This is a genomic window from Thermostichus sp. MS-CIW-37 (genome assembly GCF_054060065.1).
Genome location: NZ_JBSSCV010000005.1, coordinates 54,083 through 79,251 on the forward strand (window position 1 = coordinate 54,083; position 25,169 = coordinate 79,251).

General features: G+C 57.6%; 24 protein-coding genes. 8 read left to right on the forward strand and 16 right to left on the reverse strand.

The features are described 5' to 3' along the window. Nucleotides 1-257 precede the first annotated feature (257 nt). From ACVWYZ_RS03795 to ACVWYZ_RS03805, 3 genes are all read left to right on the forward strand, one after another. Nucleotides 258-860, forward strand: a complete 603-nt coding sequence (locus ACVWYZ_RS03795) for a hypothetical protein (protein WP_457466120.1) — start codon at nucleotides 258-260, stop codon at nucleotides 858-860. Between the two features lie 18 nt (nucleotides 861-878). Then, complete coding sequence (locus ACVWYZ_RS03800; protein WP_457466122.1) at nucleotides 879-2,003, forward strand: hypothetical protein; 1,125 nt, start codon at nucleotides 879-881, stop codon at nucleotides 2,001-2,003. Nucleotides 2,004-3,167: 1,164 nt separating this feature from the next. Next, on the forward strand, nucleotides 3,168-5,561 hold the full coding sequence (locus ACVWYZ_RS03805) for a VWD domain-containing protein (RefSeq protein ID WP_457466123.1): 2,394 nt from the start codon (nucleotides 3,168-3,170) through the stop codon (nucleotides 5,559-5,561). 37 nt (nucleotides 5,562-5,598) lie between these two features. Here the strand turns inward: ACVWYZ_RS03805 and ACVWYZ_RS03810 are convergent, their stop codons facing one another. Both ACVWYZ_RS03810 and ACVWYZ_RS03815 read right to left on the reverse strand, forming a co-directional pair. Continuing rightward, nucleotides 5,599-7,239, reverse strand: a complete 1,641-nt coding sequence (locus ACVWYZ_RS03810; protein ID WP_457466125.1) for an NAD(P)H-hydrate dehydratase — start codon at nucleotides 7,237-7,239, stop codon at nucleotides 5,599-5,601. A 2-nt stretch (nucleotides 7,240-7,241) separates the two neighbouring features. Next, on the reverse strand, nucleotides 7,242-7,643 hold the full coding sequence (locus ACVWYZ_RS03815; protein WP_414342431.1) for a VOC family protein: 402 nt from the start codon (nucleotides 7,641-7,643) through the stop codon (nucleotides 7,242-7,244). A 149-nt stretch (nucleotides 7,644-7,792) separates the two neighbouring features. On the opposite strand from ACVWYZ_RS03815, the gene ACVWYZ_RS03820 reads away from it, so the two are divergent. Beyond that, on the forward strand, nucleotides 7,793-8,104 hold the full coding sequence (locus ACVWYZ_RS03820) for a hypothetical protein (protein WP_414331818.1): 312 nt from the start codon (nucleotides 7,793-7,795) through the stop codon (nucleotides 8,102-8,104). Between the two features lie 93 nt (nucleotides 8,105-8,197). Further along, nucleotides 8,198-8,908, forward strand: coding sequence for a ribulose-phosphate 3-epimerase (gene rpe, locus ACVWYZ_RS03825; RefSeq protein ID WP_414408814.1), 711 nt, complete (start codon nucleotides 8,198-8,200; stop codon nucleotides 8,906-8,908). An 87-nt stretch (nucleotides 8,909-8,995) separates the two neighbouring features. Here rpe and ACVWYZ_RS03830 read toward each other — a convergent pair whose 3' ends face one another. After that, nucleotides 8,996-9,850, reverse strand: a complete 855-nt coding sequence (locus ACVWYZ_RS03830) for a hypothetical protein (protein WP_457466127.1) — start codon at nucleotides 9,848-9,850, stop codon at nucleotides 8,996-8,998. A 124-nt stretch (nucleotides 9,851-9,974) separates the two neighbouring features. On the opposite strand from ACVWYZ_RS03830, the gene miaA reads away from it, so the two are divergent. Continuing rightward, the gene (gene miaA / locus ACVWYZ_RS03835) at nucleotides 9,975-11,039 is read left to right on the forward strand and encodes a tRNA (adenosine(37)-N6)-dimethylallyltransferase MiaA (protein WP_457466129.1); all 1,065 of its coding nucleotides are present in this window, start codon (nucleotides 9,975-9,977) and stop codon (nucleotides 11,037-11,039) included. Here the strand turns inward: miaA and menD are convergent. Together menD and ACVWYZ_RS03845 are read right to left on the reverse strand one after the other, a co-directional pair. Next, the gene (gene menD / locus ACVWYZ_RS03840) at nucleotides 10,963-12,774 is read right to left on the reverse strand and encodes a 2-succinyl-5-enolpyruvyl-6-hydroxy-3-cyclohexene-1-carboxylic-acid synthase (RefSeq protein ID WP_457466131.1); all 1,812 of its coding nucleotides are present in this window, start codon (nucleotides 12,772-12,774) and stop codon (nucleotides 10,963-10,965) included. The genes miaA and menD overlap by 77 nt on opposite strands. 10 nt (nucleotides 12,775-12,784) lie before the next feature. Beyond that, nucleotides 12,785-13,693 carry a cyanophycinase gene (locus ACVWYZ_RS03845; protein WP_148202746.1) on the reverse strand — a complete coding sequence of 303 codons (909 nt, stop codon included), beginning with the start codon at nucleotides 13,691-13,693 and terminating at the stop codon, nucleotides 12,785-12,787. A 188-nt stretch (nucleotides 13,694-13,881) separates the two neighbouring features. On the opposite strand from ACVWYZ_RS03845, the gene ACVWYZ_RS03850 reads away from it, so the two are divergent. Continuing rightward, on the forward strand, nucleotides 13,882-14,124 hold the full coding sequence (locus ACVWYZ_RS03850) for a hypothetical protein (RefSeq protein WP_011433628.1): 243 nt from the start codon (nucleotides 13,882-13,884) through the stop codon (nucleotides 14,122-14,124). A 124-nt stretch (nucleotides 14,125-14,248) separates the two neighbouring features. On the opposite strand, the gene ACVWYZ_RS03855 is transcribed toward ACVWYZ_RS03850, so the two are convergent. The 11 genes from ACVWYZ_RS03855 to ACVWYZ_RS03905 form a co-directional block, all read right to left on the reverse strand. Then, entirely contained in the window at nucleotides 14,249-14,782 is a 534-nt protein-coding gene (locus ACVWYZ_RS03855; protein ID WP_457398116.1) for a fasciclin domain-containing protein, read from the reverse strand. Nucleotides 14,783-15,120: 338 nt separating this feature from the next. Beyond that, a complete protein-coding gene (locus tag ACVWYZ_RS03860; RefSeq protein WP_011433626.1) occupies nucleotides 15,121-15,345 on the reverse strand; it encodes a DUF3134 family protein in 225 nt (74 codons plus the stop codon). A 107-nt stretch (nucleotides 15,346-15,452) separates the two neighbouring features. Continuing rightward, complete coding sequence (locus ACVWYZ_RS03865) at nucleotides 15,453-16,790, reverse strand: UDP-N-acetylmuramoyl-tripeptide--D-alanyl-D-alanine ligase (RefSeq protein WP_457466133.1); 1,338 nt, start codon at nucleotides 16,788-16,790, stop codon at nucleotides 15,453-15,455. 285 nt (nucleotides 16,791-17,075) lie between these two features. Further along, nucleotides 17,076-17,792, reverse strand: coding sequence for a ribose 5-phosphate isomerase A (gene rpiA / locus ACVWYZ_RS03870; protein ID WP_457466135.1), 717 nt, complete (start codon nucleotides 17,790-17,792; stop codon nucleotides 17,076-17,078). 50 nt (nucleotides 17,793-17,842) lie between these two features. After that, the gene (rimO, locus tag ACVWYZ_RS03875) at nucleotides 17,843-19,327 is read right to left on the reverse strand and encodes a 30S ribosomal protein S12 methylthiotransferase RimO (RefSeq protein WP_457466137.1); all 1,485 of its coding nucleotides are present in this window, start codon (nucleotides 19,325-19,327) and stop codon (nucleotides 17,843-17,845) included. After that, complete coding sequence (cbiQ, locus tag ACVWYZ_RS03880) at nucleotides 19,311-20,126, reverse strand: cobalt ECF transporter T component CbiQ (protein ID WP_457466139.1); 816 nt, start codon at nucleotides 20,124-20,126, stop codon at nucleotides 19,311-19,313. Before cbiQ ends, rimO begins: the two co-directional genes overlap by 17 nt. Further along, nucleotides 20,113-20,790: a cobalt transporter CbiM gene (gene cbiM, locus ACVWYZ_RS03885; RefSeq protein ID WP_457466141.1), complete on the reverse strand. Its 678-nt coding sequence runs from the start codon at nucleotides 20,788-20,790 to the stop codon at nucleotides 20,113-20,115. The genes cbiQ and cbiM overlap by 14 nt, the downstream gene beginning before the upstream one ends. 8 nt (nucleotides 20,791-20,798) lie before the next feature. Further along, nucleotides 20,799-21,320, reverse strand: coding sequence for a hypothetical protein (locus ACVWYZ_RS03890; protein WP_457466143.1), 522 nt, complete (start codon nucleotides 21,318-21,320; stop codon nucleotides 20,799-20,801). Between the two features lie 151 nt (nucleotides 21,321-21,471). Further along, nucleotides 21,472-22,269 carry a hypothetical protein gene (locus ACVWYZ_RS03895; RefSeq protein WP_414384032.1) on the reverse strand — a complete coding sequence of 266 codons (798 nt, stop codon included), beginning with the start codon at nucleotides 22,267-22,269 and terminating at the stop codon, nucleotides 21,472-21,474. A gap of 281 nt (nucleotides 22,270-22,550) precedes the next feature. Beyond that, nucleotides 22,551-23,321, reverse strand: a complete 771-nt coding sequence (locus tag ACVWYZ_RS03900) for an SH3 domain-containing protein (protein WP_414357377.1) — start codon at nucleotides 23,319-23,321, stop codon at nucleotides 22,551-22,553. 226 nt (nucleotides 23,322-23,547) lie between these two features. Further along, complete coding sequence (locus ACVWYZ_RS03905; RefSeq protein WP_414342412.1) at nucleotides 23,548-23,928, reverse strand: hypothetical protein; 381 nt, start codon at nucleotides 23,926-23,928, stop codon at nucleotides 23,548-23,550. A gap of 477 nt (nucleotides 23,929-24,405) precedes the next feature. Between ACVWYZ_RS03905 and ACVWYZ_RS03910 the strand changes: the two genes are divergently transcribed. Then, a complete protein-coding gene (locus ACVWYZ_RS03910) occupies nucleotides 24,406-25,125 on the forward strand; it encodes a response regulator transcription factor (RefSeq protein ID WP_011433617.1) in 720 nt (239 codons plus the stop codon). The last annotated feature ends 44 nt before the right edge of the window (nucleotides 25,126-25,169 follow it).

The window sequence follows — 25,169 nt, forward strand, 5'->3', positions numbered from 1 at the left end:
CTGTGTGTTGCAGCGCACTTGCACTTTGTTGAAGCAGATGTTAGTTTCTACTTGAGCATCAGGCTGCAAATCCAGTCTTGCTCTTGTCGGGTGATGAACGGTAGATCCTCCTGAGAGAGTTCCTTCTAGGGATCCCTGCCCTAATTTTGTGTTGCTTGTAGCTCCAATAGAAGGATTGCCGGATCCCTGTGGGGGTCACTTGTGCCACTTGAACTGCTAGAACCAAGGCGATTATGAACGGCCTCAGGATACTGCTTATGTTGATGCTCTCTTCTGTGTTGGTGTTGCTGTGTGGGTGCAGTGGCGGGGGAGGTTCTACCCCCAGTGCAGAAGAAGAGCCCAATCCTGATCCCACTACTGGATTTGTGCCGGGTGAGGATCCCTCTCCAGATATGATCCCGGTCGATGAACTGGATAGGTTGTTCCCCAATTTGCCGCCGGATCCGGGGGAAGAAGGCAAGCAGACTTTAGAGGGGATTGATGCCGATGGAGATGGCGTGCGTGATGATGTGCAGCGCTGGATTTACCGCCGGTATCCCAATGATGAGCTGAAGCGGAAGGCCATGCTGCGATACGCCAAAGCTTTACAGGCAAGCATCGTGAATGTTGACAGGGATAGTCGAGACCAGGTGCGTGCAAGAGTGCTTGATCGTTTCCGAGCAATTCGATGTGCGCGGTTAGCATTTGGCGGGGCAAATGAATTCGACCTGATTGATGAAGTTGCTGAAGCAAGAAGGGAAGTGGAATTTCAAATGCTTAACACCCAGGAAAGAGTTATTGCAGATTTAACTGTTGATGCCAAGTTCTCTGGACAAGTCGTTGGCGCAGAAGAATGGACATGTACTGACCCAATTCGCTAGATTAGTGAGGATAAATGGATGTTCGGTCGAAATACTGTTCGTCTTGTTGTTTTATTGTGCTGTTGCCTGTCTGTACTGATTCTCAAGTCTTGCTCATTACCGAACAAATCAACTATCTACTCAGTCGTTTCTCCCAACCTAGGTTTCAATACTACTGAATCTATTCTTAAGTCTAGTCTTAAGTCTAAAATCTATTATATTAACGGGTTAGCAACTGCAATAGGTGACGCAGAAGGAAATCTTGATAGGATCATTGCTGCCATTGGAGGAAATGAAGAGAATGTATTGAGCCGAATCAAAGACAACATTGGGTTCGAGCAAGACATCGCAAACTATCGGCTTGCTTACAACATGGCTTTGGGAGGAATAACTGCGTCTGGAAATGTAACTCAAGCAGCAGACAACCCAACCTTTCAAATCGTTGCATCCATTGCACTCAAGATTCGGGAAGCACTGCCAGAACTGTCAGACCCTCAAGCGTGGCAATATGCTCGTGTTCTTCTAAAAGCCCCAAATGCAAATGATATTCTAAGGCCACTATTGCAAAGGTTTAATGTCCAAGAGACTCTAATTAATCTTCTTGGTCAAACAATTCGGGATAGAATTGAAGAGCCCAATCCTGATCCCACTACTGGATTTGTGCCAGAAAATCCGGGTGAGGATCCCTCTCCAGATATGATCCCGGTCGATGAACTGGATAGATTGTTTCCGAATTTGCCACCGGATCCAGGGGAGGCGGGCAAGCAAACTTTGGAGGGGATTGATGCCGATGGAGATGGCGTGCGCGATGATGTGCAGCGCTGGATTTACCGCCGGTATCCCAATGATGAGCTGAAGCGGAAGGCCATGCTGCGATACGCCAAAGCTTTACAGGCAAGCATCGTGAATGTTGACAGGGATAGTCGAGACCAGGTGCGTGCAAGAGTGCTTGATGGTTTCCGAGCAGAGCGATGTGCAAGATTGGCATTCGGCGGAGTTGATCAATTTGATCTCATTGATGAGGTTGCTGAGGCAGTAAGGGAAGTGCAATTTCAAATGCTTAACACTCAAGAAAGAGTCATTGCAGATTTAACAGTTGATGCCAAGTTCTCTGGACAAGTCGTTGGCGCAGAAGAATCGACATGTACTGACCCAATTCGGTAATTGAGTAGAGAGGATAAATGAATGTTTCGTCAAAATATCATTCGTCTCATTATTTTATTATGCTGTTGCGTATCCATATTTATTCTCAAGTCTTGCTCATTACCGAACAAATCAACTATCTACTCAGTCGTTTCTCCCAACCTAGGTTTCAATACTACTGAATCTATTCTTAAGTCTAGAATCTATTATATTAACGGGTTAGCAACTGCAAAAGATGACGCAGAAGGAAATCTTGATAAGATCATTGCTGCCATTGGAGGAAATGAAGAGAATGTATTGATCCGACTCAAAGACAACATTGGGTTCGAGCAAGACATCGCAAACTATCGGCTTGCTTACAACATGGCTTTGGGAGGAATAACTGCGTCTGGAAATGTAACTCAAGCAGCAGACAACCCAACCTTTCAAATCGTTGCATCCATTGCACTCAAGATTCGGGAAGCACTGCCAGAACTGTCAGACCCTCAAGCGTGGCAATATGCTCGTGTTCTTCTAAAAGCCCCAAATGCAAATGATATTCTAAGGCCACTATTGCAAAGGTTTAATGTCCAAGAAACTCTAATTAATCTTCTTGGTCAAACAATTCGGGATAGAATTGCCGACCAACATCTGGATATGATTCGAAGAGATACTATAGCTTCTCTCTACGACAATTTCATTTGGCCAGCCTTGGATGATGTCAGAGATGGTTATCATGTCTTAACTATCTCTAATTCTCAGGGAACAATATTTGTCGATGCTGCCAAGCGGACAATTGCAAATGCAACCTCTCAGAAGATTGCAGGTTGTTTCTTTGGTGGGGTTCAAGTTGCCCACATGATGGGATCCACAATCTCTAGCCTCAATGACATTCCTCTGTATGTCACCTTTGATGAAGATAGAGTGGTCAATTTGGTTAGAGAGGTTGCTCGAGCCTCTGGTGGAATCTCTGATGCTCAGGGTAATCCAGTCTTATCCAGATCTTTACTTGAACCTTTGGACTGGAATGTTAGGCTTGTGCCTCCTCTTGGCCCTGATGCTCTACCTCTTGACGGTCATAGATTTGACAACTTTTACCTCAATCGGAACTTCGAGGCTCGCCGGAAAATATTCCAAATGCTGGGGGATGCAGCAGAAACTCTCAATCCCACAAGCAATCAGTGCTTAGACCTTGAGATTGAGGAAATGGAATTCATTCCTCCTGCAACCTCTACAGGGCAAGCCAACTTGAAACTGAAAGTCCGCTTGCGGGATGCCCGCGGTCGAGTTGTAGAAGATGTCTCCGGCAAACGACCTCCCGTGCAGATCACCTTCCCTAGCATCACCAATGGTGAGCTTGACCCCGCAGAAGGGGAAACGGATGAAAAAGGCGAGTTCACCACCCAAGCCACCATCCTCAACCTGGACAGGCCCATCCAGGGAGGACGGGTCTACATGCAAGTTGATGCGCGGGCCGAATACCAAATTAAGGATGCACAAGGTCGGCCCATCGGGGATCCCCTTGTTGCCACAGACAGCAAACAGTTGAACTACACAGGCGGTTCTGGTTCCGGCTCTAGTGGCTCAGGGGGTTCTGGTGGCTCAGGCGGGGGATACTGTCCTCCGGGGGCCAATTGCGATCCGGATCCCTCCCAGGCGGATCCTGATGCCGGCAAAGCAGATGGGGTAGGGGATCCGCATTTGTACACCCTGGACCGGTTGCGCTACGACTTCCACGGGGTAGGAGAATATATCCTGAGCCAGAGTGTCGTACCCGAACTGGACTTTCAACTGCAAGCGCGCTTCCGCCCCTTCGGCAGCAGCACTGTCGCCAGCATGACCCGTGCCATTGCCACCCAAATGGGATCCCATCGTGTTGCCATCTACACCACCCCTGCCCCGGAACTGAGAATAGATGGCCAACTCACCGACTTACCCCCCGGTGGCTACCTGCTCCTCGCCTTAGCCGAACGCCCGCCCCAAGACCCAGAAGACGAAGACTCTGCATGGGAAACCCCCGACCCCAACTGTACCCCCGGCGGCTGCTACGGCTACGAACTCTTCCGTGGCCATCAGGGTGAGTACATCCTCAACTGGCCAGAAGGAGAAACACTCACCGTTCAACCCTACTTCCCCAACTCTGCAGCCTTTGCTCACCTGAGTTTTACCTTGGAGCTACCCCCCCAATACTTGGGACGAGTACGCGGCCTGTTGGGCAACTACGACTACAACCCCAGCAATGACCTGCAAAGCCGCAGTGGACAGCTAGTCTCCGAGACGGACTTTAACGGGCTTTACCCAGTCTTCGGTGACAGTTGGCGGGTCAGTCCTGCTGAGTCTTTGTTTGACTATGGCCCCGGAGAGAGCAGCGAGAGCCTGAGTAACCGGTCTTTTCCCAGTGGCTTTGCGGAGATTAGCCCAAGCCAACGCATAGGAGCAGAGCGCATCTGTCGGGATTCTGGGATCCAGTTGCACCCAAGATTCAGCTTGGAAGATTGCATTTTTGATGTTGCCATTATGGGTGGAGAGGCAGTGGCCGGGTATGGGGGCACTTATCGAACCACTGAGGCCGATGGCTATACCTTCACTCCCTTGGCCAGTGTCGGGCGAGTCAGAGACTTGGTGAAATCTGGCTCCGATTATTGGGTACTGGAAGAAGTTTGTAATCAATTTTCATTCAATACATGTGTGGATAGGAGGGAGAGAGTGAGTCGTATCACCCCTTTTGGAGGGGTAATTCCAGTGCTGGAGGCAGAAAAAAATGAATGGCCAGGCTATTCAGAGTGGTTCCGCAGAATCGGTGCATTTGAAGATGGGGTGATGCTGCTGAAAGGCACTCGGAGCTTTGATGCAGGGGTTGGAACCCGGAATGTGGGGGTTTTGAACAAAGTGAATGCCCAGGGCCAAGTCTCGACGTTTGTGGATGATCTCCCATTTGGGGCCTTCGGAAGAGGAACTGCAGAATACCTATCCAACCTCGTTCAGGTGGGCAATAGCGTCGTTTTCACCCGGTATAGCTTCCCGGTGATTATGGCTCGGCAAAGTCGGGATTGGCTGCGTTCCTGTTGTGGTCAGGAGTTGCTGCAGGTGGATGCCACAGGGCAAACCACTCAGGTGATGGATTTGAGTGCTTTTTTCCCGCCTGGGTTTTCGCTTATCTCGGATAACTCCGCAACCAAGCTCGTCGGGCAGGAGTATTATTTTCTGGCCAATAACCAAGGGAATCCGAGTATTCTCAAGGCCAATCCCAGTCAGGGGCTAGCGGTAGTGGTGGATGGGCGGGTGATACGAGAACAAAATGGTGGAGATTCTGTACCCATCCGGGATATTGACCCACAAGGAGCCAACTTAGTGGCTTTGTTGGGGCAGAGTCGTCTTTTGGAAGATGCAGAAGGGTCTTGGCGCAGTGGGTTGGCACGGGTGTCCCCTCAGGGATCCCTGAGTCCGATTTTCCGGATCCCGCAGGATTTTAGCTTGCAGCCGGAGAAGACAGTGGTGGAGGATGCGGGCTTTGGTTTGGTGGCCTGTCCAAGGCTTTCGAGTAACCAGCCAGAATTCTATTCCTGTGCCCTTTACCGGGTGACCCCTAGTGGAGGGTAGGAGCAAGCAGGAAGGCTTGGGCTATGACTTAGAGTATTTATTCACCCGCCTGCGACACGGTATGGACAACTTGCTCCTGTTGAAGAGCTTGCAGCACCTGGGGCAAATGCTCCGCCAGCCGTGCCGGATCCACTCCCGTTAGGCCGCGTTCCCGTGCCAGATGGACAGCCGCCTGAGCATGCCACCACACCCCTGCACAGGCGCAACTGAGCAGGGCGGGAGCGTCCAAAGGTTGATCGGCTTGAGCTCTTCTTCGCGCCACTAGGCCCCCGATCAAACCGGTCAAGACATCGCCACTGCCACCCCGGGCCAAAGCCGGCGTGCTCTCCGGATTCACCCAGCATTCCCCAGTGGGAGAGGCGATCACCGTCCGCGCCCCCTTCAAAACCACCACGGCTCCACTCTGGGCTGCCGCCCTTTGGGCTGCCTCGATGCGATCGTGGAGCGGGATCCCTGGAAAGAGCCGCCGAAATTCCCCCAGGTGGGGGGTGAGAATGGCTTGGATCCCTTTTTCTCGTAAGCGCTCTACCCCCATCTCAGCGAGAGCATTGAGGCCATCCGCATCGATCACCCAGGGGATCCCGGCCCAATCCCGCAGCAGGATCTCCAGCAGGGGCAAACGGGTTTCTCCCAAGCCCGGCCCCACGGCCACCGCCTGAAAGGGTTTCAAGGACTTCGTCCCGCTGTCGCGATCAGCCACCGGCGGCAAAGAAGGGATCCCCTCCCAGGCATGAACCAAAACCTCTGGCAAAGCGCTGTGGATCAACCCTTTTAACTCCGCCGGCACCGCCATCGTCACCATGCCCACTCCACTGGCGCGGGATCCCAGCCCCGCCAACAGGGCCGCCCCGGCATAGGCCGCCGAGCCTGCCACCCCTAGCAGGGATCCCTGGCGGTATTTGTGGGTATCCAAAGGGGGATCCGCAGGAAAATGCTGCCAAGGCCGCAGCAACAACTGGGAAACCTCCACCTCTGGGTAGGCCCAATCCGGGATCCCGAAATCAATGCGATGCAACCGCCCTACCCAAGGCAGAGCCGCCTCTTGCCACAGCCCCCGTTTCCAAAGGCCGAGGGCATAGGTATGGCTGGCGCGAATGCAGCAGCCCCAGACTTCCCCGGTTTGGTCGTTGAGGCCAGACGGCAAATCCAGGCTAAGGATGGGGATCCCACTGCCATTGGCCCACCCCACCGCCCCCGCCCAAGGCTCCCCCAAAGGCCGGTTCAGACCGATCCCAAACAGGGCATCAATTAACAAATCGCAATCGGCCAGCTCTTCAAGACTCTCCACAAACTCTGCCCCCAGCGCCTTGAGATAGCGGGCGTGGTCTGCCGTCAGGGGTTTGAGATCCGGCTTGCCCAGCCACACCTTCACCGACTTTTGGGCCAGCCATAGCTCCCGCCCAACCACCAACCCATCGCCACCGTTGTGCCCTGTCCCACAGAGGATCCCAATGCGATGGGCTTGCGGAAAATCCTTCTGCAACTGAGCAACAACGGCCAGCCCCACCTTCTCCATCAGAGCGGCAACGGGCATGCCGGCAGAGAAGATCTGCTCCTCAATGCGCTGCATCTGCGCGGAACTGACCAGGCTGATGGCCGGATCGAACTGGCAACGAGAACCCATATCGCTACGCAACGCTGTTGCAACCGGCGGCATTGCTGAGGGGAGATGGCTCATGGCTAAGTTGCGCTAATCGAGCTTAGCTCTATCACATTCCCATCCGGATCCCGGACGAACACTGCCGCTCGCCCGGAAGCGCTCGGTTGCACCTCATACCCTTCCTGCCGCAGGCGAGCCTTCACCGCTTCCAAGTCATCTACCCCCAGCGCCACATGGGGATTACGCCCCCACTTTGAGGATCCCGTTCCGCTTCGCTGCCGTGGATCCATCGGCTCCTCGGCCACGATTAAATGAATTTGGGAGGAACCTACTTGATACCAAGCGCCGGGAAAGTCAAACGGCAACCGTTCCACCTTGGGGATCCCAAGCACCGTTCCGTAAAAATGTTCGGCTCTGGCCAGATCGCTCACCCAAAGGGCGGTGTGCAGGTGATGATAGGTTGGCTTTTGGGGGGCAGTCATTGTCTTGTTGGGAAATCTTGACCGTGGGGCTTTGCAAGGCCGACGCGAACATCAATATTTTCTCCGAACGGCAAGCCAAACCCGTAAGCTAAGGTGGAGCTAGCGCACCCGCGACAACCGTATCTTTGTTTTCGCACAGGGGTTGACCTATGGGATCCCGCACCAAGTTTTTTGGCACAGTCTTGGCCATGCTGGCCGTGAACAGCATCTACATGCAGTTGCAGCAGCTTTCCCTGAGGCTGGAGGAAAGGGATCCCGCCCCCTCTGAGCAGTCTTCTCCAGAGCCTCAAAGCAGCCAGGACTCCGTCCTGCTTCCGCGAGCGGAACGGCTGGATCCCTGGCACCGTGTTGCCCAAGTCTTGCAGGGTCTGTGGCCCGGCGATGCGAGCTTGAAAGGACTCCGTTCCGCCAACGCGAACGGGATCCTGTCGCCAGAGTCCACGTCCCCCCTGGAGCCTTGAGTGCCAAGCTGAGAGGGGATATGACGCTTTGCAAAGGGGATCAAACCCCGTACCATAGAGGAGCAGCTTTCTTTGACATTCCTGATACCCACCATGGTGCAGCCGTCAGCGACCTCTGGGCAAAAGCCGATTGTCATCGCCCCTTCAATTCTTTCGGCGGATTTCAGCCGCTTGGGGGAGGAAGTACGGGCAGTGGATGAGGCGGGGGCCGACTGGATCCATGTGGATGTGATGGATGGCCGCTTTGTGCCCAATATCACCATCGGCCCGTTGGTGGTGGAAGCCCTGCGCCCGGTGACGGCCAAGCCCCTGGACGTTCACCTGATGATTGTAGAGCCGGAGAACTATGTGGCGGATTTTGCCAAGGCAGGGGCCGATATCATTTCCGTGCACGCAGAGTCCAGCTCCACCATTCACCTGCACCGCACCCTCAGCCAAATCAAGGATCTGGGCAAGCAAGCGGGCGTGGTGCTCAATCCGGCCAGCCCTTTGGAGCTGATCCAATACGTGCTGGATCTGGTGGATCTGGTGTTGATCATGAGTGTCAACCCCGGATTTGGCGGGCAAAGCTTCATTCCGGCAGTGGTGCCCAAAATTCGCCAGTTGCGGGCCATGTGCGATGAGCGGGGCCTGGATCCCTGGATCGAGGTGGATGGTGGCTTGAAGGGAAGCAACGCTTGGCAGGTGATCGAGGCAGGAGCCAATGCCATTGTGGCCGGTTCGGCAGTGTTCAAGGCCAAAGACTATGCAGAAGCCATTCGCAGCATTCGCAACAGCCGCCGTCCCGAGCTGGTGACAGTTTAAGGTGACAGTTCATTTTGAAGGAAACTGCTCCCTTACTGAAATCCGGCTTGACCCCAGCGCTGCGCTGAGCCAACTCCTCACGTGCCTTTAGCGCAAAGCAGCAGCCCCTTTCTGGGCAGCGTAAGGCCCCGTCCCGCTGTTGACGGCAGTTGTGCCCAGGCAATGGGGAGGCACATCGACGGAGGGGGGGATGATCGGCTGGGGCAAAGTGGGGCTGAAAAAAGTCTGACAAAAAGGCACGCGATTGCGCTGAATATCGGCAAGGTAGGGAGGAGGAATGGTGCCCAAATAGGCGCCCAGCACCTGCTGCTCGGGATCCTCTGGCAGTATTTGGTAATGCAACATCAGGCGATTATCGGGAAACCAGGCGCGGATAAGCCTTTGCAGGGCCTTCAAGTTGAAGCCCGGCTCTTCAGGGTTGCGAATCAGGTGCATTCCCGCCAGGCGCCCGCCGACAAAATAGGCTTGCACATAAAACCCACGGGCATAGATGGGGGGCTCCAAGGAGTTCTGAGATGAAGGGGAATCGGGCAGGTAAAGGGCTTCACCCCCAGGACGCAGTTGCCAGCGGCTCCAGCGGGGATCCTCCCGGTCGCTAGAAAGGGTCTCCCAATTGTTGGCGCGGGCGTAGCTCAAGAAGCGCTCCTCGACCATGCCCAGATAGAGCATTTCCATTTGCAAGGGCAGCCGAGCCCGGGTTTGCAACAGGGGCAGAGTGCGCACTTCTCCCTGCTTGAGCACCAAGGTCTCCCCCCGCGCCGAGCAAGGGACACCTATGAGCATAGCCATCAGCAACCCTGTTCCAATTGCCCGTCCAATCTGGCTGAGGCCGCGCCTTGCGAACAGCTCTAGCCGGAGAGGTAAAAACTGCGCCACTGGCTGCGGCTGTGGCCCATTGCCCCTCAAAACCGTCGAAGCAGGAATGTAGGATGAGATCAGCACAGCAAAAAAGCAGGGTAGTAAGTGACCGATCCTAACCCAAAGAGACAAGGTTCTTCGAGAATCTTAATCTGGTCTCTGAGGAAAGTTGCTTGCCAGTCTGCCCTGCCGATGGTTTGGGTAGCGAATGCGCATTACCCTCGAGAATGGCATTCCCGCTGCAGCAGCTTCTGACCGGACAGAATGGCCGGGATTGATCGTCATTGCCGGCCCCACGGCCACCGGGAAATCTCGACAGGCGCTGCTTTTGGCCCAACGGCTGGGATCCCCGTTGTTGAACGCCGACTCTCGCCAGGTCTACCGCGAGTTCGACATCGGCACAGCCAAGCCTACCCCCGCCGAGCAGGCCCTTTGGCCCCACGAGTTGATCGACATTGTTGATCCCTGCCACACCTACACGGTGGCCGAGTTTCAGCAGGCGGCCCAGGCCCGCATCGCCGAGGCCCATCGGCAGGGACAGACTCCCATCTTGGTGGGGGGCACCGGTCTCTACATCCAATCGGTGACTACTGGCCTAGGGATCCCTGCTGTACCCCCGCAGCCCCAACTGAGAAGACAACTGGAAACTTGGCCCCCTGAGATCCGCTACGCCTGGCTGCAGCAGTTGGATCCCGTTGCCGCCCAGCACATTCATCCCCATGACGCAGTGCGCACGCTGCGTGCTTTGGAGATCGTTTACACCACCGGGAAGCCGGCTTCCAGCCTACGGCAGGCCCATCCCCCCCACTACCCCATCTTGATCTTGGGTCTGAGCTGCCCAATGCCCCGTTTGGAACAACGCATTGCCCGGCGCACGGCAGAGATGATGGAGCGGGGGTGGATCGAGGAGGTGAAAACCCTGCGGGAGCGCTATGGGCCCCACCTGCCCCTTTTGAATACTTTGGGCTACGCGGAAATCGGCGCTTATCTGGAGGGGCGGATCCCGGAAGCCGAACTGCAACCCCTGATTGTGCGGCGCACCCGCCAATTTGCCAAACGGCAGATGACTTGGTTTCGAGCCATGCTGGGGATCCAAAAGGGCCATGCCTACGGCACCCTGTCGGGAAGGGGTCGATGCGTGGCCCTGTGGCTGGACTGCGAAGCTGAGGATTTGCCGGAGCAGATCTGGAAGCAGGTCAAGGCTTGGATGGCAGCTCCGACCACTGTTGAAACCAGTCCCGCCGCCGCTGAGCATCGGCTTTTCGATCCGTAAGGATCTCCAACACCCGCACCCCTTGGGCAGGTAAGGGATCCAGAGCTTCGGCCAGCTCCTGCCAGCTTTCCACTCGGCGATGGGGAATGTGGTGGGCCTGACAGAGCAGGGCAAAATCCACCGCCTGGGGCGTGGCGAAATAGGGCTCGAAGGGTGGGCCCACCTCAGCGATGGGCAGCAGCTCAAAAATCCCACCCCCCTGGTTGTTGATGAGGAGAATGGTCAGGGATCCCCGCACCTGTTGGCCGAGCCGTAGGCCACTGCTGTCGTGGAGAAAGGCCAGATCCCCGGTCAGCAGCACCGTTGGGCGTTTGTGAGAGCCGTGGGCCACTCCAAGGGCGGTAGAGAGAATGCCATCGATGCCGTTGGTGCCGCGATTGAAGTAGGGACGGATGCGGCGGTCGTTGGGGGGCCAAAACCACTCCACATCCCGCACCGGCGTGCTGTTGGCAATAAACAGCGGAGTCTCTGGGGGCAAGTGGTGGGCCAGCCACCAGGCAACCTTGCCTTCAAACCACTCCGATAGGTCAGTCATGGCCTGGTCTAGGGCAGCACGGATTTGTGCTTCCGCTGTCAGCCAGCCCTGCAGAAAAGTTGTTCGCTTGGCTGGCGCTTCCGGGATCCCGGCGACCCACTCCTCTACGGCGAAAGGCAAGTGGGTGGTGGGGTTGTGCAGGGGATCCCCATTGTCGGGACGGGGATCCAACCGCCAAACGCGGGGAGCAACCTTGGCCAGGGTTTGCCGCAGCGCTTTGCTGGTGGGCAGGGATCCCAGTTGGATGACTTGCTCCGGCCAAAGCTGGGGCCGATCCCGCTGCAGGATGAGATCGTAGGTGGTGATGAGATAGGGGTTGAGGGAAGCGTAGTTGCGCAGGGGAGAGAGCCCCTCCGCCAGCACCGGCCACCCCAAAGCCGTCGCCAAATGGGCCACTGCCTCCACATAACGCTGGGGATCCGCCAGTTGAGCCGGCCCCGCCAAGATCACCCCCCGCTCACAGCTGCGCCACTCCTGCCAAAAAGAAACCGTCTCCGTCTGAAAAGGGCTCCGCACCGCCTGCAAGGAAGAGCCGGTGCATGGAGGAGCAACCCCACGAAAAAAGGTCTTCTCAAACTCCGGATCTTCCTGTAGATGGAGCAGCGGCGCAGTGCTGCCATCGGCAATGGGAGCCAAGGGATCCCGGAAGGGCACATTCAAATGCACAGGGCCGGGGAAGGGGTAAAGGGTGCGCTCCCAGGCGTGAACCAGGGTCTGGCGCAAGTAGGCCAGGGCTTCTGGAGCCGCGCTGGGCACGGCCAATTCCGCCTGCCAGTTGGGGTAATGGCCGTAGAGCTTCACTTGGTCAATTGCTTGGCCGGCGCGACAGTGGCGCAGCTCTGGAGGCCGATCCGCCGTCAGGATCAACAGGGGAAAGCCACTTTCGGCTGCCTCAAGGAGAGCCGGGAAAAAGTGGGCGGCAGCACTGCCAGAAGTACACACCAGGGGGATGGGCTGCCGGGTTTGCTGGGCCAACCCCAGAGCAAAAAAGGCTGCCGACCGCTCATCCAGCACGGGAATTGCCTCGATGTCGGGGTGCTGGGCCAGCGCGTAGGTCAGGGGTGCTGAGCGGGATCCCGGACACACCACCGCCAAACGGCAACCCAGCCGACTCAAGGTTTCGGCCAACAGGGATCCCCAGAGGGTGTTGAGGTTGCGCCAGTCCAGCCGCCTTGGCAGGACAAAGTTTTCAGCAGTCACATTTCAGCAGTCAGAGTGGAGACAAGGTGTTGAGATCGAATCGGGATCCCGGCGGCAAAAAGTGAATGCGGGCATTGTGCAGCCGAAAATACTCATCCGCTGCCGCCTCCTGAACAGTCGAGTACAGTTGTGTCCCGTCCACAATTGTCACTGTGCCCAAGCCGATCACCTCCATCACATCGTCGGCCTGGATCACCACCGCCGTATTCTCATCAATGCCGATGCCCAGACATTGGGGGTAGTGGGCCACCGCCGTAACCAGCCGCACCAGGCGATTGCGCTGATGGAAATGTTGATCGATGATGACGCGAGGCAAAAGGCCCAAGCCCGTCTTCACCGTTACAATTGCCGGCGTGGGCGGTTCTCCGCTGTAGCCGCGGGAGATCATCTGCTGCCCCAACGCAGAAGCTCCGGCGCTGGTTCCGGCAATCACCGTCTGCCCCCGCTGCCACTGCTGTCGAATGGCCTCCATCAGCTCGCTGTGGGCCAGCACCTCTGCCAGCCGCTCCTGATCCCCACCCGTGAAGTAGATGCCGGTGGAGAAGCGAATTTTCTCGACGTTATCGGGATCCCTTGCCTCCATCGGGCTGCGGATATCCAGAACTTGGAGGCTGGCTGCCCCCATCTGCTGAAAAATGTTGGCGTAGATCTCCCCCAGCACCGCCGGGATCCCAGAAGCCGCGGGCACGATGGTGATGTGGGCAGACTTTCCCCCCGCTCGGCGGAAGAACTCCCAAAGGATGTGGCGCTCATTTTCCTTATCCTCTGCTCCCCCGACGGCGATGATGTCGGAACGGGCGGTGATGGGATCCTTCACGGTAGAGCGGCTCAGGGGTTGGGCGTCGTTTGTCGGCGTGGAAGGAACTCCGTTCCACTCCAGCTCACGGTGGGCAGCAGAAACATCAGGCAAATGGGGCATGGAGCGCGAGGAAGATTAAAATGGGCACATTTCACTTTCACTATGCTACGGCTTGGAATTCGGTTTGGCGCAGCTCAATTCCAGATTTCACGGAAGAGTCAGGGGTTGGTTAGGGGTCTCGAAAGGGGGAATAATGTTCATAAGAACACCCCTCGTCTCGTCCTTCGGTTCACCCAGCAGGAGCATCCATGGCCAGAAAACCTGACGGATATCTTGTCCACATCATGCTGGAAGGTGGACAAACCATGCAGGTACGGGTCAAAGAAGCCAGAGAATACACCGAGCTGATCAACAACCTCATGGTGGGCGGCGAAGAGTTCATCACCTTGCCCAAGCAAATGGACAATGAGTACATGATCGTGCGTCCTCAACGGGTGTCCGGCGTGTCGGTGGAGGCAATCTACGCTTCCAGCGTTGGCATCGACCTATGAAATTGGGGATCCCTTGCCCAAAGAACGGAATAGCTGGGGATCCCAATACAAAACCCCCGCCACCAGAGCAGGGGCTGCCAGAGGGCTAGACCCTGAAGGGCCTAGAATCCATGGCGTTGGTAGGTCACCCTTGTGGAGGCAAGATCACCTTGTCGATCACGTGGATGACACCGTTGGAAGCTTCAATGTCGGCTGTTACCACATTGGCATCGTTGACCTTGACACCATCAGCCAAAGAGATTTCCACAGGGGATCCTTCGACTGTAACCACTTCCCCAGCTTCCAAAGAGGTAGAGAGAACTTTGCCGGGCACCACGTGGTAGGTGAGGATTTGGATCAATCGCTCACGGTTTTCCGGCAAGAGCAACTCCTCCAAAGTGCCTTCCGGCAGAGCTGCAAAAGCCTCATCGGTGGGAGCAAAGACGGTGAAGGGGCCTTCCCCAGAAAGCACTTCCACCAAGTCGGCAGCCTCCAAAGCTTGGATCAGGGTGGTGAAAGAGCCGGCCTCAGCAGCAACATCCACAATGGTTCTACTAGCAGCAGCGGTTTTCACGCTTTCAGAAGTCGCGCCCTGGCTGCTGGCATTGACCATAGGGGCTGCAACCAACGTGGTGGCCGAGGCAACGGCCAAAGAGAGAGTGAAGAGATTGCGAATCATATGCTGTAACCCTTCGTAAAGATTAGGTTTACATTCCTTAGAGACGTAGGGGAGCCTGTTCGAGTTCCTAAAAATCAAAAAAATCTTGGAAAAAGATACTCTCAACGTGCGAAACGTAATCTACGCAAGGATTTTGGGATTATGCTCCACTGCTTTTAGATTTGCAACAACAACTCCGGTACGTTTGCCAGCCAACCACAACGACCTGAAAAGGGATCCTTTCAAGCCGAGAAATCTATTACATTTATTTACATTTTCATTGCAAGAGCCGGCACACTAAGAACCGGCAGCTTTGCTGTGCCGGGCAAAGGGGGTGAAGAGGCATTCAACAACTGCAGCTATTCTTCTTCGGGCTCGAAGTCTTCGTCGTAGTCGTCCCCGATCAAATCGTCGATATCGTCGATGTCTTCTTCCAAAATCATCTCAGGGACCTCAATGGGCTGCTCGATCAACCGGCCCTCTTTGCGCAACCAGTCAAGAATGGAGAGGCTGCTAGGAGAGGGCACCACCGTTGGCGGCTGATCGCGGGGCTCTTCGCGCAGAGAGGGATTGTGGTAGTACATGCCGTACGGAAAAAGGGCAGTTATCGACGAGGAATGAACTTGGCTTGGATTGATCTCCTCTCAACCGAGGGACGCGGGCTTTCCATCGATATATCCCTCAGTTTAGCCTATGCCTGCCACTCCTGCAAAAAGCGGTGCAGCACCCGCTCCAGTTCAACAGCCCGCGCTGCCTTGAACAGCAGCCGATCCCCGGCTTGCACGTGATGGAGCAAGATTTCCAGCAGTTCGGATACCTCCTCGCAGCGTTCTGTCTGGGCTGCCGGTTTTTGGTCGAGCAGCGGTTGCATTTCTCCTTCGGGATCCAAGAGCAAGATCCGATCCAGCCCCAGAGGAGCAGCCGCCCGACCCACCTCTGCATAGAGCTGAGGCGCATGCTCTCCCAACTCCCGCATCGGGCCGAGAATGGCCCAGCGCCGTTTTCCCGGGGTTTGGGCCAGCAGGTGTAGAGCCGCGATCATCGCTTCCGGCGAGGCGTTGTAGGTTTCGTCCCAGATTTCCACATCTCCTGCCAGCTTGAGATGGCGGTTGCGCCCCTCCAGATGGGTGGGCAAGGCGATGGGTTCTCGGAGCCGCTCCCAATCCAGCCCCAAGCTGCACAGAGCAGCCAGCACCCCCATCCAGTTGAGGGCATGATGCCTTCCCGGCAAGGGCACCGGCAGCGTTAGGCCCTCCACAGTTACCGTTTGGGCTTGGGGATCCCATTCTCCCCGTAAGTCCCCCCGATCCAGACCATAGGTAAGGGTTTGTCCCGACCACAGGCTGGCGGCGGTAGACAACAGCAAGGGATCTTCTCCATTCAGCAGAGCCACCCCCTGCCCTAGCTCCTGCAGCAGCTCGCACTTGGCAGCAGCAATGGCCGCGCGGGATCCCAGTCTGCCGATGTGGGCGGTGCCAATATGGGTGATCAAGGCGTGGGTGGGCTGAGCCATCTGAGCCAGGCGGCGAATTTCTCCGGGGCCGCGCATGGCCATTTCCAGAACCACAAACTGATGCTCCGGTCGCATCTGGAGCAGGGTTTGAGCAACCCCGATGTCGTTGTTGTGGTTGGCCTCAGTTTTGAGAACTGTGCCGTAGCGGGATAGGGCAGCCGCCAACATTTCCTTGGTGGTGGTTTTGCCTGCTGAGCCCGTGATGGCCAGTATGGGGGGGGGAAACTGCTCCCGCCAGCCTCTGGCGATGCGCTGGTAGGCAGCTAGGGTATCTGAGACTTGAAAATGGGGCCCGGCCACCGGACGCTGGCTGATGACGGCAACGGCCCCCCTTGCCAAAGCTTGTGGAATAAAGTTGTGTCCATCAAACCGTTCCCCCCGCAGCGCCACAAAGACTGACCCCGGCTGCAATTGGCGGCTGTCGGTGCAAATGGCTTGGACGGGAAGACCCAACAAATGGGGATCCCCCTGCAGGGGAGTTTGCAGCAGGTCAGCCACAGTTCGTAAGGTCAGCATCGGGCAGAAACTCCAATTCGCCTACAGCCTCTTCGTCTATGGTCATTTCAGACCCGATTGAGACATTTCCCAAGCGCTCCCCCTCACCCCCAGCCCCTCTCCCAGGGGGAGAGGGGAGTTGGGGATAGCTGTACAGCTTTTTTCAGCGTTGTTTACCACAGCCAGTGTCAATCAATCTCTTGCGTGGGAAGGCTCCCGCTTGGCTACGGAACTCCCATGAAGTCGGAAAAAGCTGTAAACCCAGTTCCTGGGCAACGCCAATACACGACTGGGTATAGGAAGTTGTCAGCTGGGTTGCAGCGTTTCGATCCCAGTCGGGAGGGCGATGATTGCCTCTTTGGCCATGCCGATGAACAGGCCATGTTCCACAACCCCCACCGTCCCTTTGAGTTGATCGGCAATCTTAGCGGGATCCGCCATGGGGCCGAATTGGCAGTCGAGGATGTAGTGCTGCTCGTCCGTCAAGTAGGGATCCCCGTTGGCATTCCGCCGTAAGGTGGCTGTGCACCCCAGAGCCTCTACCCGCGCCAAGGTGGTTTTCCAGCCAAAGCGCACCACCTCTACCGGCACCGGGAAGCGAATGCCCAACTGCGGGACTTTTTTAGAGGCATCGGCGATGATGATCAGCTCGGCAGCGCTGGCCTCCACCAATTTTTCCCGCAACAGGGCCCCTCCTGCCCCTTTGATCAGGTTCAGGGATCCCACTTCAATTTCGTCGGCCCCATCGATGGCCAGATCCAGGCGCGGCTGCTCTTCTAGGGTAGCCAGTGGGATCCCCAGGGAGCGGGCCTGTTCAGCCGTGCGCTCGGAGGTGGGCACGCCGATAATCTGGAGACCTTCGGTTTGCATCCGCTCTGCTAGGGCGCTCACGGCAAAGGCGGCTGTGGATCCCGTGCCCAGCCCCACCACCATCCCCGACTGCACCTTTTGAACCGCGGCTCGGGCTGCTGCTTGTTTCAGATCATCTAGAGACTCTGTCCCGCTGACGCGAAGGGTAGTCATTCCCAGCTCCTCTCCCGTGGATGAAGATCCTACCAAAGTGCTTTGCACCGCTACCGCCCGCTCCAGTCAAAGTCCACCGGCGCTGCCACCACTTGGCCAAAGAGATCATAGGGCTCAGCGCGGGTGATCTGCACCGGCACCAGGGATCCCAGGGATCCCTGCCCCTGCACATACACCACTCCATCCACCTCGGGGGCAAAGCGGGGGGAACGGCCAATCCACTCGCCGGTTCTGGGGTTTTCCTGCTCCAAGAGAACGGGAACCACCCGGCCTACCTGCTCGCGGTTGCGGCGGAAGGTGATCCCCTGCTGCACCTGCATCAGGCGGGCACGGCGCTCCTGTTTGACGGCCTCTGGAACCTGATGGGGGAGATGGTAGGCGGGAGTGCCTTCTTCGGGGGAAAAGGTAAACACCCCCACATGGTCAAATTGGTGACGCTGCACAAAGGCCAGCAGATGCTGGAAATGCTCCTCCGTTTCCCCGGGAAACCCGACAATGAAGCTGGTGCGCAGCACAGCATTGGGCAACGCCTGGCGCAGCCGCTCGATCAGCCGGTCGTTGACCTGCCCTTGCCAGGGGCGATTCATGGCCTTGAGGATCTGCGGATGGCTGTGCTGTAGGGGCAAATCCAGGTAAGGCAAGAAATTGGGAGTTTCTTGGATGGCCTCCACCACTGCAGGCGTAATGCCGGTGGGGTAGGCGTAGAGCATGCGGATCCAGGGGATGGGGATCTTGCCCAGGGCGCGAATGAGATCTGCCAGCCGCGGCTCCCCGTAGAGATCGATCCCGTAGTGGGTGGTGATCTGGGAAATTAAAATCAGCTCCTGCACCCCCTCTTCGGCCAGTTGTTCTGCTTCCCGTAGGATCGACTCGATGGAGCGGGAGCGTTGGTTGCCCCGCAAGTGGGGAATGATGCAGAAGGAGCAGCGGTAGTTACAGCCCTCAGCTACCCGTAGGTAGGCCACAGGCGCATGGGTGGTGCGATAGCGAGGTACGGTCTCGTCGGCAATGTAATCCAAGCTGGAAGTAACGGCATTGACCCGCTCTCCCCGCTCCGCCCGCTCGATCACCTGGACGATCTGGTGGTAGTCGCCGGTACCTACCAAGGCCACGGCCTCTGGGATCTCCTGCAGCAGCTCCTCTTGGAAGTGTTGCGCCAAGCAGCCGGCAATAACGATTTTCTTGCCCTGTACTGCCAACTCCATCAGGGTGCTGACCGACTCCCGCCGCGCTGCTTCAATGAAGCTACAGGTATTGACGATCACATAGTCAGCACTCTCTTCGTCCCCATCCACCCGGTAGCCTGCTTGAGCCAGCAAGCCCAGCATGTGCTCGGTGTCCACCCGGTTTTTCTCGCAGCCCAGGTGTAAAACGGCAACCGACGCCTTTGTACGCTGCACCGCTGTTCGCGTAAGCGGGACGGAGTCCTTAACGGATGGGAAACTGGAGACGGTCGCTTCTAACCCATTCATGGACTGAGCATCAAAAAGGGGGCAGCTTGCCAGAGGCTTATCTATTCTAGTTGAGGGCCGCATCAGCGTTGCGGAGCAATAGAGCCGTAGCCACGGCCAACGCGGTGGCCGCCCAACTGTAGGGATCCCTGCCAGCCGCCGTCGGAAACAGAGGCGCTTGTCCATAGCCCCGCAGGCGCAAAGCCTGATAAACCCTCTGCGAGCGCTCGTAGCTGCGAACCAACAGGGTGCCCACCGAAGCGGCCAGAAAGGGCAGATCTTGTCTTAGAGACGGCCCAGGACGCCACAGGGATCCCCGCGGTCGCCAACCCCTCAACCGGGCTGCCCGTTGCATCTGCTCCCACTGAGCAGCCATCTCTTGCAGATAGCGCTGGGTGAGCCAGGCCAGTTCCAAAAGCAGATCTGGGATCCCCAGTTGCCGCAACGCTGCCAACAGTTCCGACGTGGGAGTGGTCTCCAGCAGCAGCATGGTGAGAGCGAACAGGGCCAGCCCCCTCCCCCCCATGCGGAGCGCCATCTCCAGCCCCTCCCAGCGCAAAGCCAGGGATCCCCACTGCCACAGGATGGTTTCCCCCGCCCAGAAGGGAAGGATCCCCATCAGCCCTGCCACCAACAGCCCTGGAGCTGCCAGCCGTTTCAGCCCGAGGCTACAAGGCAATCCCGACAGGCTCCACAGTCCGGCCACCAGCGCCCAGATGAGGGGCAGGAGGGTCAGGCACCTCACCGAGGCGAAAGCCGCCATCAGCGCCATCAGGCCCAGCACCTTGGGCAGAGGTTGCCACCGGTGGAGCCAGGAAGGGGGCTTGGAGAAGTCAGGACGCCAGCAGCAAGGGATCCCCGAGCCAGCTTCATCTTTTGCCATAGTCTCCCAGCAGCGCCGGTTGTACCCGCTGCAAAAACAGCACCACCCAACTGGCGAACAACCCCTCCACCACCATCAGGGGGATGTGGGCCACCACCAAGCTCCCAAGAGCCAGGCGACCGGCTTCTGTGGAGAGGATCCCGCTGCCAGCGTCAACCACAGCAGCCATGACCACCCCGTAAAACAACAGCACTGCTAGACCCACCCCAACCGCTCCCGCCAAGAAGGCAGACACTCCGGCCCCCATCACCCGACGGCCTGCCCGAAAAATCCCACCGGCCAGGAGCGCCGGGATCCCCATGATGGCGGCGTTGATGCCCAATGTGGTCAGGCCCCCATGGCCAAAGGCCACCGCCTGAAAAAACAAGCCCACTACAATCGCCGGATAGGCCAAAGCCCCCAACATCAGGCCCATCAACCCGTTCAGCACCAGATGCAGGCTGGCCGGGGGAAAGGGCAGGTGAATGGAAGAGGCCACAAAAAAGACAGCCGTGAGCAGAGCCCCCTTGGGCAACTGATGGCGGGGATCCCTTTCCCACCAAGGACATTGCTCCGCAACGCTGGCGCGACGGAGAAGCCGCAAGCTGTAGCCGGTGATGAGAGCGGTGATGCCATAGCCCCCCAGCCAAAGCGGTGCCGGCAAAATGCCATCGCTAATGTGCATGGCCAGTCCTACTCCAGAGCAGAGGAGCCAGCCTGGGAGCCTGAGATTCCTGACCCTGGAGATCCCGAAACCGGTGGGCTCTCCACCGCTGCGTAACCAGATTGACGGGGCCTGGAGAAGAACAGAGCTGTGCCCAGACAGCCCCAAATGACGCAACCGGCCATAACCCCCCGCTGCAAAGGCCCAAAGGGTGGGGAAGCGCTGGGGATCCCTTCTGTCTGAGGGAACTCCTCGCCCACCGGCACGTTGACCAACACCCCATGCCCCGCCTGGCGAATCCGCACCTGCCAGAGGCCCGTCAGGTTGGGATCCGGCTGCAGCAGAAATCGTCCCTGTGCATCCGTCTGTCCCTCCTGCCAAGGGGTAGTGGGATCCGTCGGCGCAAATACCGTCACCCGGGCGGATCCCATCGGTTCCCCAGAATCGTAGCGGGCCTGGATCTCAAAAGCGGGAACAGCCCGAAGAGAGGCTTCCACCCCATGGGCCCAAGCCGGAGCAGACAGGAGCAGGCCGAAAGCCAGCAAGCTCAACCGTGCTCCGCATCGCTGACGCGACGCCGCAATCAGGCTCAGTCGGCAGGAAGGGATCCAAAGTTTTGGCCAGACTCGGTTCATTGGTTAGCTGAGGACAGACGACAATCTCTACGCTCTGCAGGCGACCGGTCTTAGAAAAGCCAAGACTTCAGGGCGAAGACTCTGTCTGGGCAGGGCCAGAGGCAGCGCGGCAGTGGCCTTCCCCCACATGGCCCAAGTGGTGCAGGAGCTCCAATGCGGCCTTAGCCGCAGGGGATCCCTCCTGCAGATCCCCCCAGTCCACTTCCAGAAGGTCGGATCCCCCCCCAGTGCTCCGCGCCGCTGACGCGGCCAGCCGCTGCTCCAGGGAGACAGGATCCAACTTCACCAAAGGGGCAAACCCCAGAGCTGCTTGATTGAGGCTGTCGTTGGGGGGCAAGCTTCCATCTCCAAACAGGTGGTCGAAATGGAAGGTGACCTCCAGATCTGCCACCTGGCCGACGCGCACAAAGCCTTTGCGCTCCTCCCCCACATACTCTCCGCAGGTGAAGGCCACCTCAGGGCTGAACTTGAGCACAAACGGCATCTCCCCAGCCCCTTCCTTTGTCGGTCGGGCTTGGCCTTCGATCCAGAGGGAATAGCCCTTTGCCGGCCCCTCCAGTGCTGGCACCAGCCGCCACCCCAGGGCGTTGTAGTGGCCAGGGGGTGCCTCTAGGGATCCCAGTAGGGCCCGCTCCGCCGGGGGAGCCGTGATCAAATCAACCGTGATGGGGCCGGAGAGGCTGACCAATGCCCGTGCCAGCAAATCTGCATTTCCTTCCGGATCAAAGGGCGGATCGGTTTGGTAGGCGGTTATGTCCGCCAGCGTCACGTACACGTGCTCAAAGCTCAGTTCCCAGCCGTCTTTGGAGACAAACCCCTCCCGAATGAAGTCCTCGCCGTTGGCCCAAAACTCCAGAGTACCCATCTCTGCCTTTGCTTGGGCTAGGGGTGCTTCCTGCCTGACCTTTTCCGCTCCAGCGTTAGAAGCCGGTCGGCAGGCGCCTAGAGAGAAGGCCAACCCAAGGGCCAGAAAGGGTAAAGCTAACCCCTTGCCCCAGGGATCCCTTGTTGAAGCACCAAGCCGAAATGGAGTGTGTTTCACCAGTTCCCCTGCCAAGGACTCGGTCCCGATGACGCAAACGGCACTGCTCTAGCGAAACACAGGCTTCCCTGGTGTTACAATCCCCCACCGGGGCATCTGTATGGCTACTCCTGCGCTAAATTCCCCGCCCGCACCCAACCTTCCTGCCCATTCTGACGGCGAATGCGCTGCCAACGGCCATCTTCGCTGAGGCCCAGCACCGTCACCACCTCGTTCATGGGCACACCGCCAATGTAGGTTCCCTCCCGCTCTGGAGTGGCCCGAAGCGCCAGGCCAATGGGCTCGATCACCCGTCCCCGCTCACCTGGGGAAACCACTGCTGCCGTGGGGGGTCGAGTCGGCAAAGGAGTTGATTCAGGGTTGGGTTCAACTGTGGGAGCTGGAGAAGTTGAGGCTGAAGCACCATCCACAGGGCCCAAATTGCCGGCGCGCACCCAGCCCTCTTGTCCGTTCAACTCCCGCCGCACCCGTTGCCAACGACCATCGGCGCTGTACTCCAACACCGTCACCGTTTCCCCCACCACAATTCCCCCTTGGTAGGCTCCATCGGCAGAAGGTTGGCTGCGGATTGCCAGGCCAATTGGCTCGATCACCCGCCCGCGGCTGCCGGGGGGAAATCCCTCAGGGTCAACAGTGCCTGCAGCAGGGCCAGAGGGGGGAGAGGGAAAACTGGCTGGGCGGGGCAAGGGATCCAAGCGCACCGCCTGCGGAAATTGAGGCGGGGCAGGGGGGGCCAACATGGGGGCGACGAGCTGCCACAACTGCCAAGCCAAGGCGGCCAGAGCCCCAACCGAGACACTCACCACCACCAAGGTGCCCAAGGGAAAACCGCCAGAAGCAGGAGAAGAACGGCCTCGCATCGGGTAGTTAGCCATCCGAAATACCTTCCCGCAATGCTGCAGGCAAGAATCCGCAGAGAAGATGGGATCCCCGTCAAAACCGGGGATTTACGAAAGCCAGAGCACGACTGCTGCGCAACGCTGACGTGATTGCATCCCAATGTATCGTGTTCCGCAGCGCTCTTGCTAGGCCTGTGCAGAGGAATCGCAACGCTGACGGGGCGACGCGACCCCAGAGGGCAAGGGCGTCGGAGATTAGCTTCTACTTATTGGTGTTGGTGAACTTATTCTGCCAGTCGGTCGTCAAAATCTCTCGGCCAAATACCCATCCTGCCAGAAGGAGGGGCAATGCCAAGCCCAGAAAGCCAAAAAGACTGACCACCTGAGCCACTTGCCGCTGGGCTTGTTTTCTCCTGGGATCCGGGATGTTGTTGGCAGCCAGCACCACTTTAGAACAAAAAGCCACCACCACCGCCCCCACCGGCCCCAAAACCAAAGAGGGCCACAGCCAAGCCTCCACTTGCGAGAATGCGTAGGCTCCGGTAAAGGGGATAATCACGAAACAAGCCAACTCTAGGATCCCCCACGTGAAGAGGGCCAACCAGACATCTTTGCGGAAGACTTCATCGGGATTGGTGTACATAAGCCTCCGGGATAAACCGCCACCTGCCACACTAAAGCGAGACTTTGAGACAGGAACAGCAGCGTCACAGCTTCCAGATTAACTCCAAGTGCTAAGGATCTTGCTTGACGGATCCTCCTTACGCTACTTTTCCCCTTGGGCAACTCAGTAAGATAATGCCCAAGATTCTTGGATAAGCCTCCGTTGATTTACGCACAGGAGGGCGGCCTCGGCAAGGATAAACTCCCCGCGCGACCCCACACGTAAAGACTTGAAATAAGATTTAGGTGTTCAATAACTCATGAATCACCTGCGTTTGTTGCCCTTTCCAGCCGAGGTTGGGGTCAAGCTTGCCTTGTTGAGAGGGCTCTTTATTCACCCGCGAGCCGAGGGCCCATCGCCTCTGTACGATTGTTGCCCATGAGCTGCCGAAGGGATCCCCACACCCCAACGCCCTGCAACCTTGTCTCCTGCTGACTTCGAGAGTGCCAAGCTGCCATGTCACGCATCCTCATCATCGATGATGATCCCAGCATTTGTGCTCTACTGCAGCGGTATTTGCAGCGGCAAGGGTATTCGGTTGAGGTGGCGATGACGGGGGCCGAGGGCTTACAGCAGTTGCGCGCTTTTCAGCCGGCCTTGGTAATTTTGGATCTGAACTTGCCGGATGTGAGCGGCTACGATCTCTGCCAGCAAATGCAAAAAGAGACCGGCGTGTACGTGTTGATGTTGACCAGCCGCGTCAGCCCTGCTGATAAGTTGCACGGATTCCAGTTGGGGGCAGATGACTACCTGACCAAGCCCTTCAGCCTGCCGGAGTTACAGGCGCGAGTGCAAGCCATTCTGCGGCGGCAACGCATGAAGACCGAAGTTGCCAGCGCACCGGTCTTGACCTTTGCCTCTTTGGTAATCGACCCGGAAACCCGAGCAGTCATCCGCGAGCAGCGCCTGATCAACTTAACAGCACTGGAGTTCGATTTGCTCTATGCTATGGCTCGACATCCGGGGCGGGTTTGGCGACGGGCTGAGCTGATTCAAGAGGTGTGGGATTTTAACCACGAGGGAGATGAACGGGTGGTCGATGTCCACATCGGCCAAATTCGCAAGAAACTAGAGACTGATACCAGCCAACCGGAGTTGATCCGCACCGTGCGTGGAGTTGGCTACAAGTTTGAGCCCCCCGCTCCGAAGGAGGGATGGGGAGAGGAAAAACCTTAACCCCCAAATAACTCTCCCCTCTTCACGTTGGGAGAGGGGCCAGG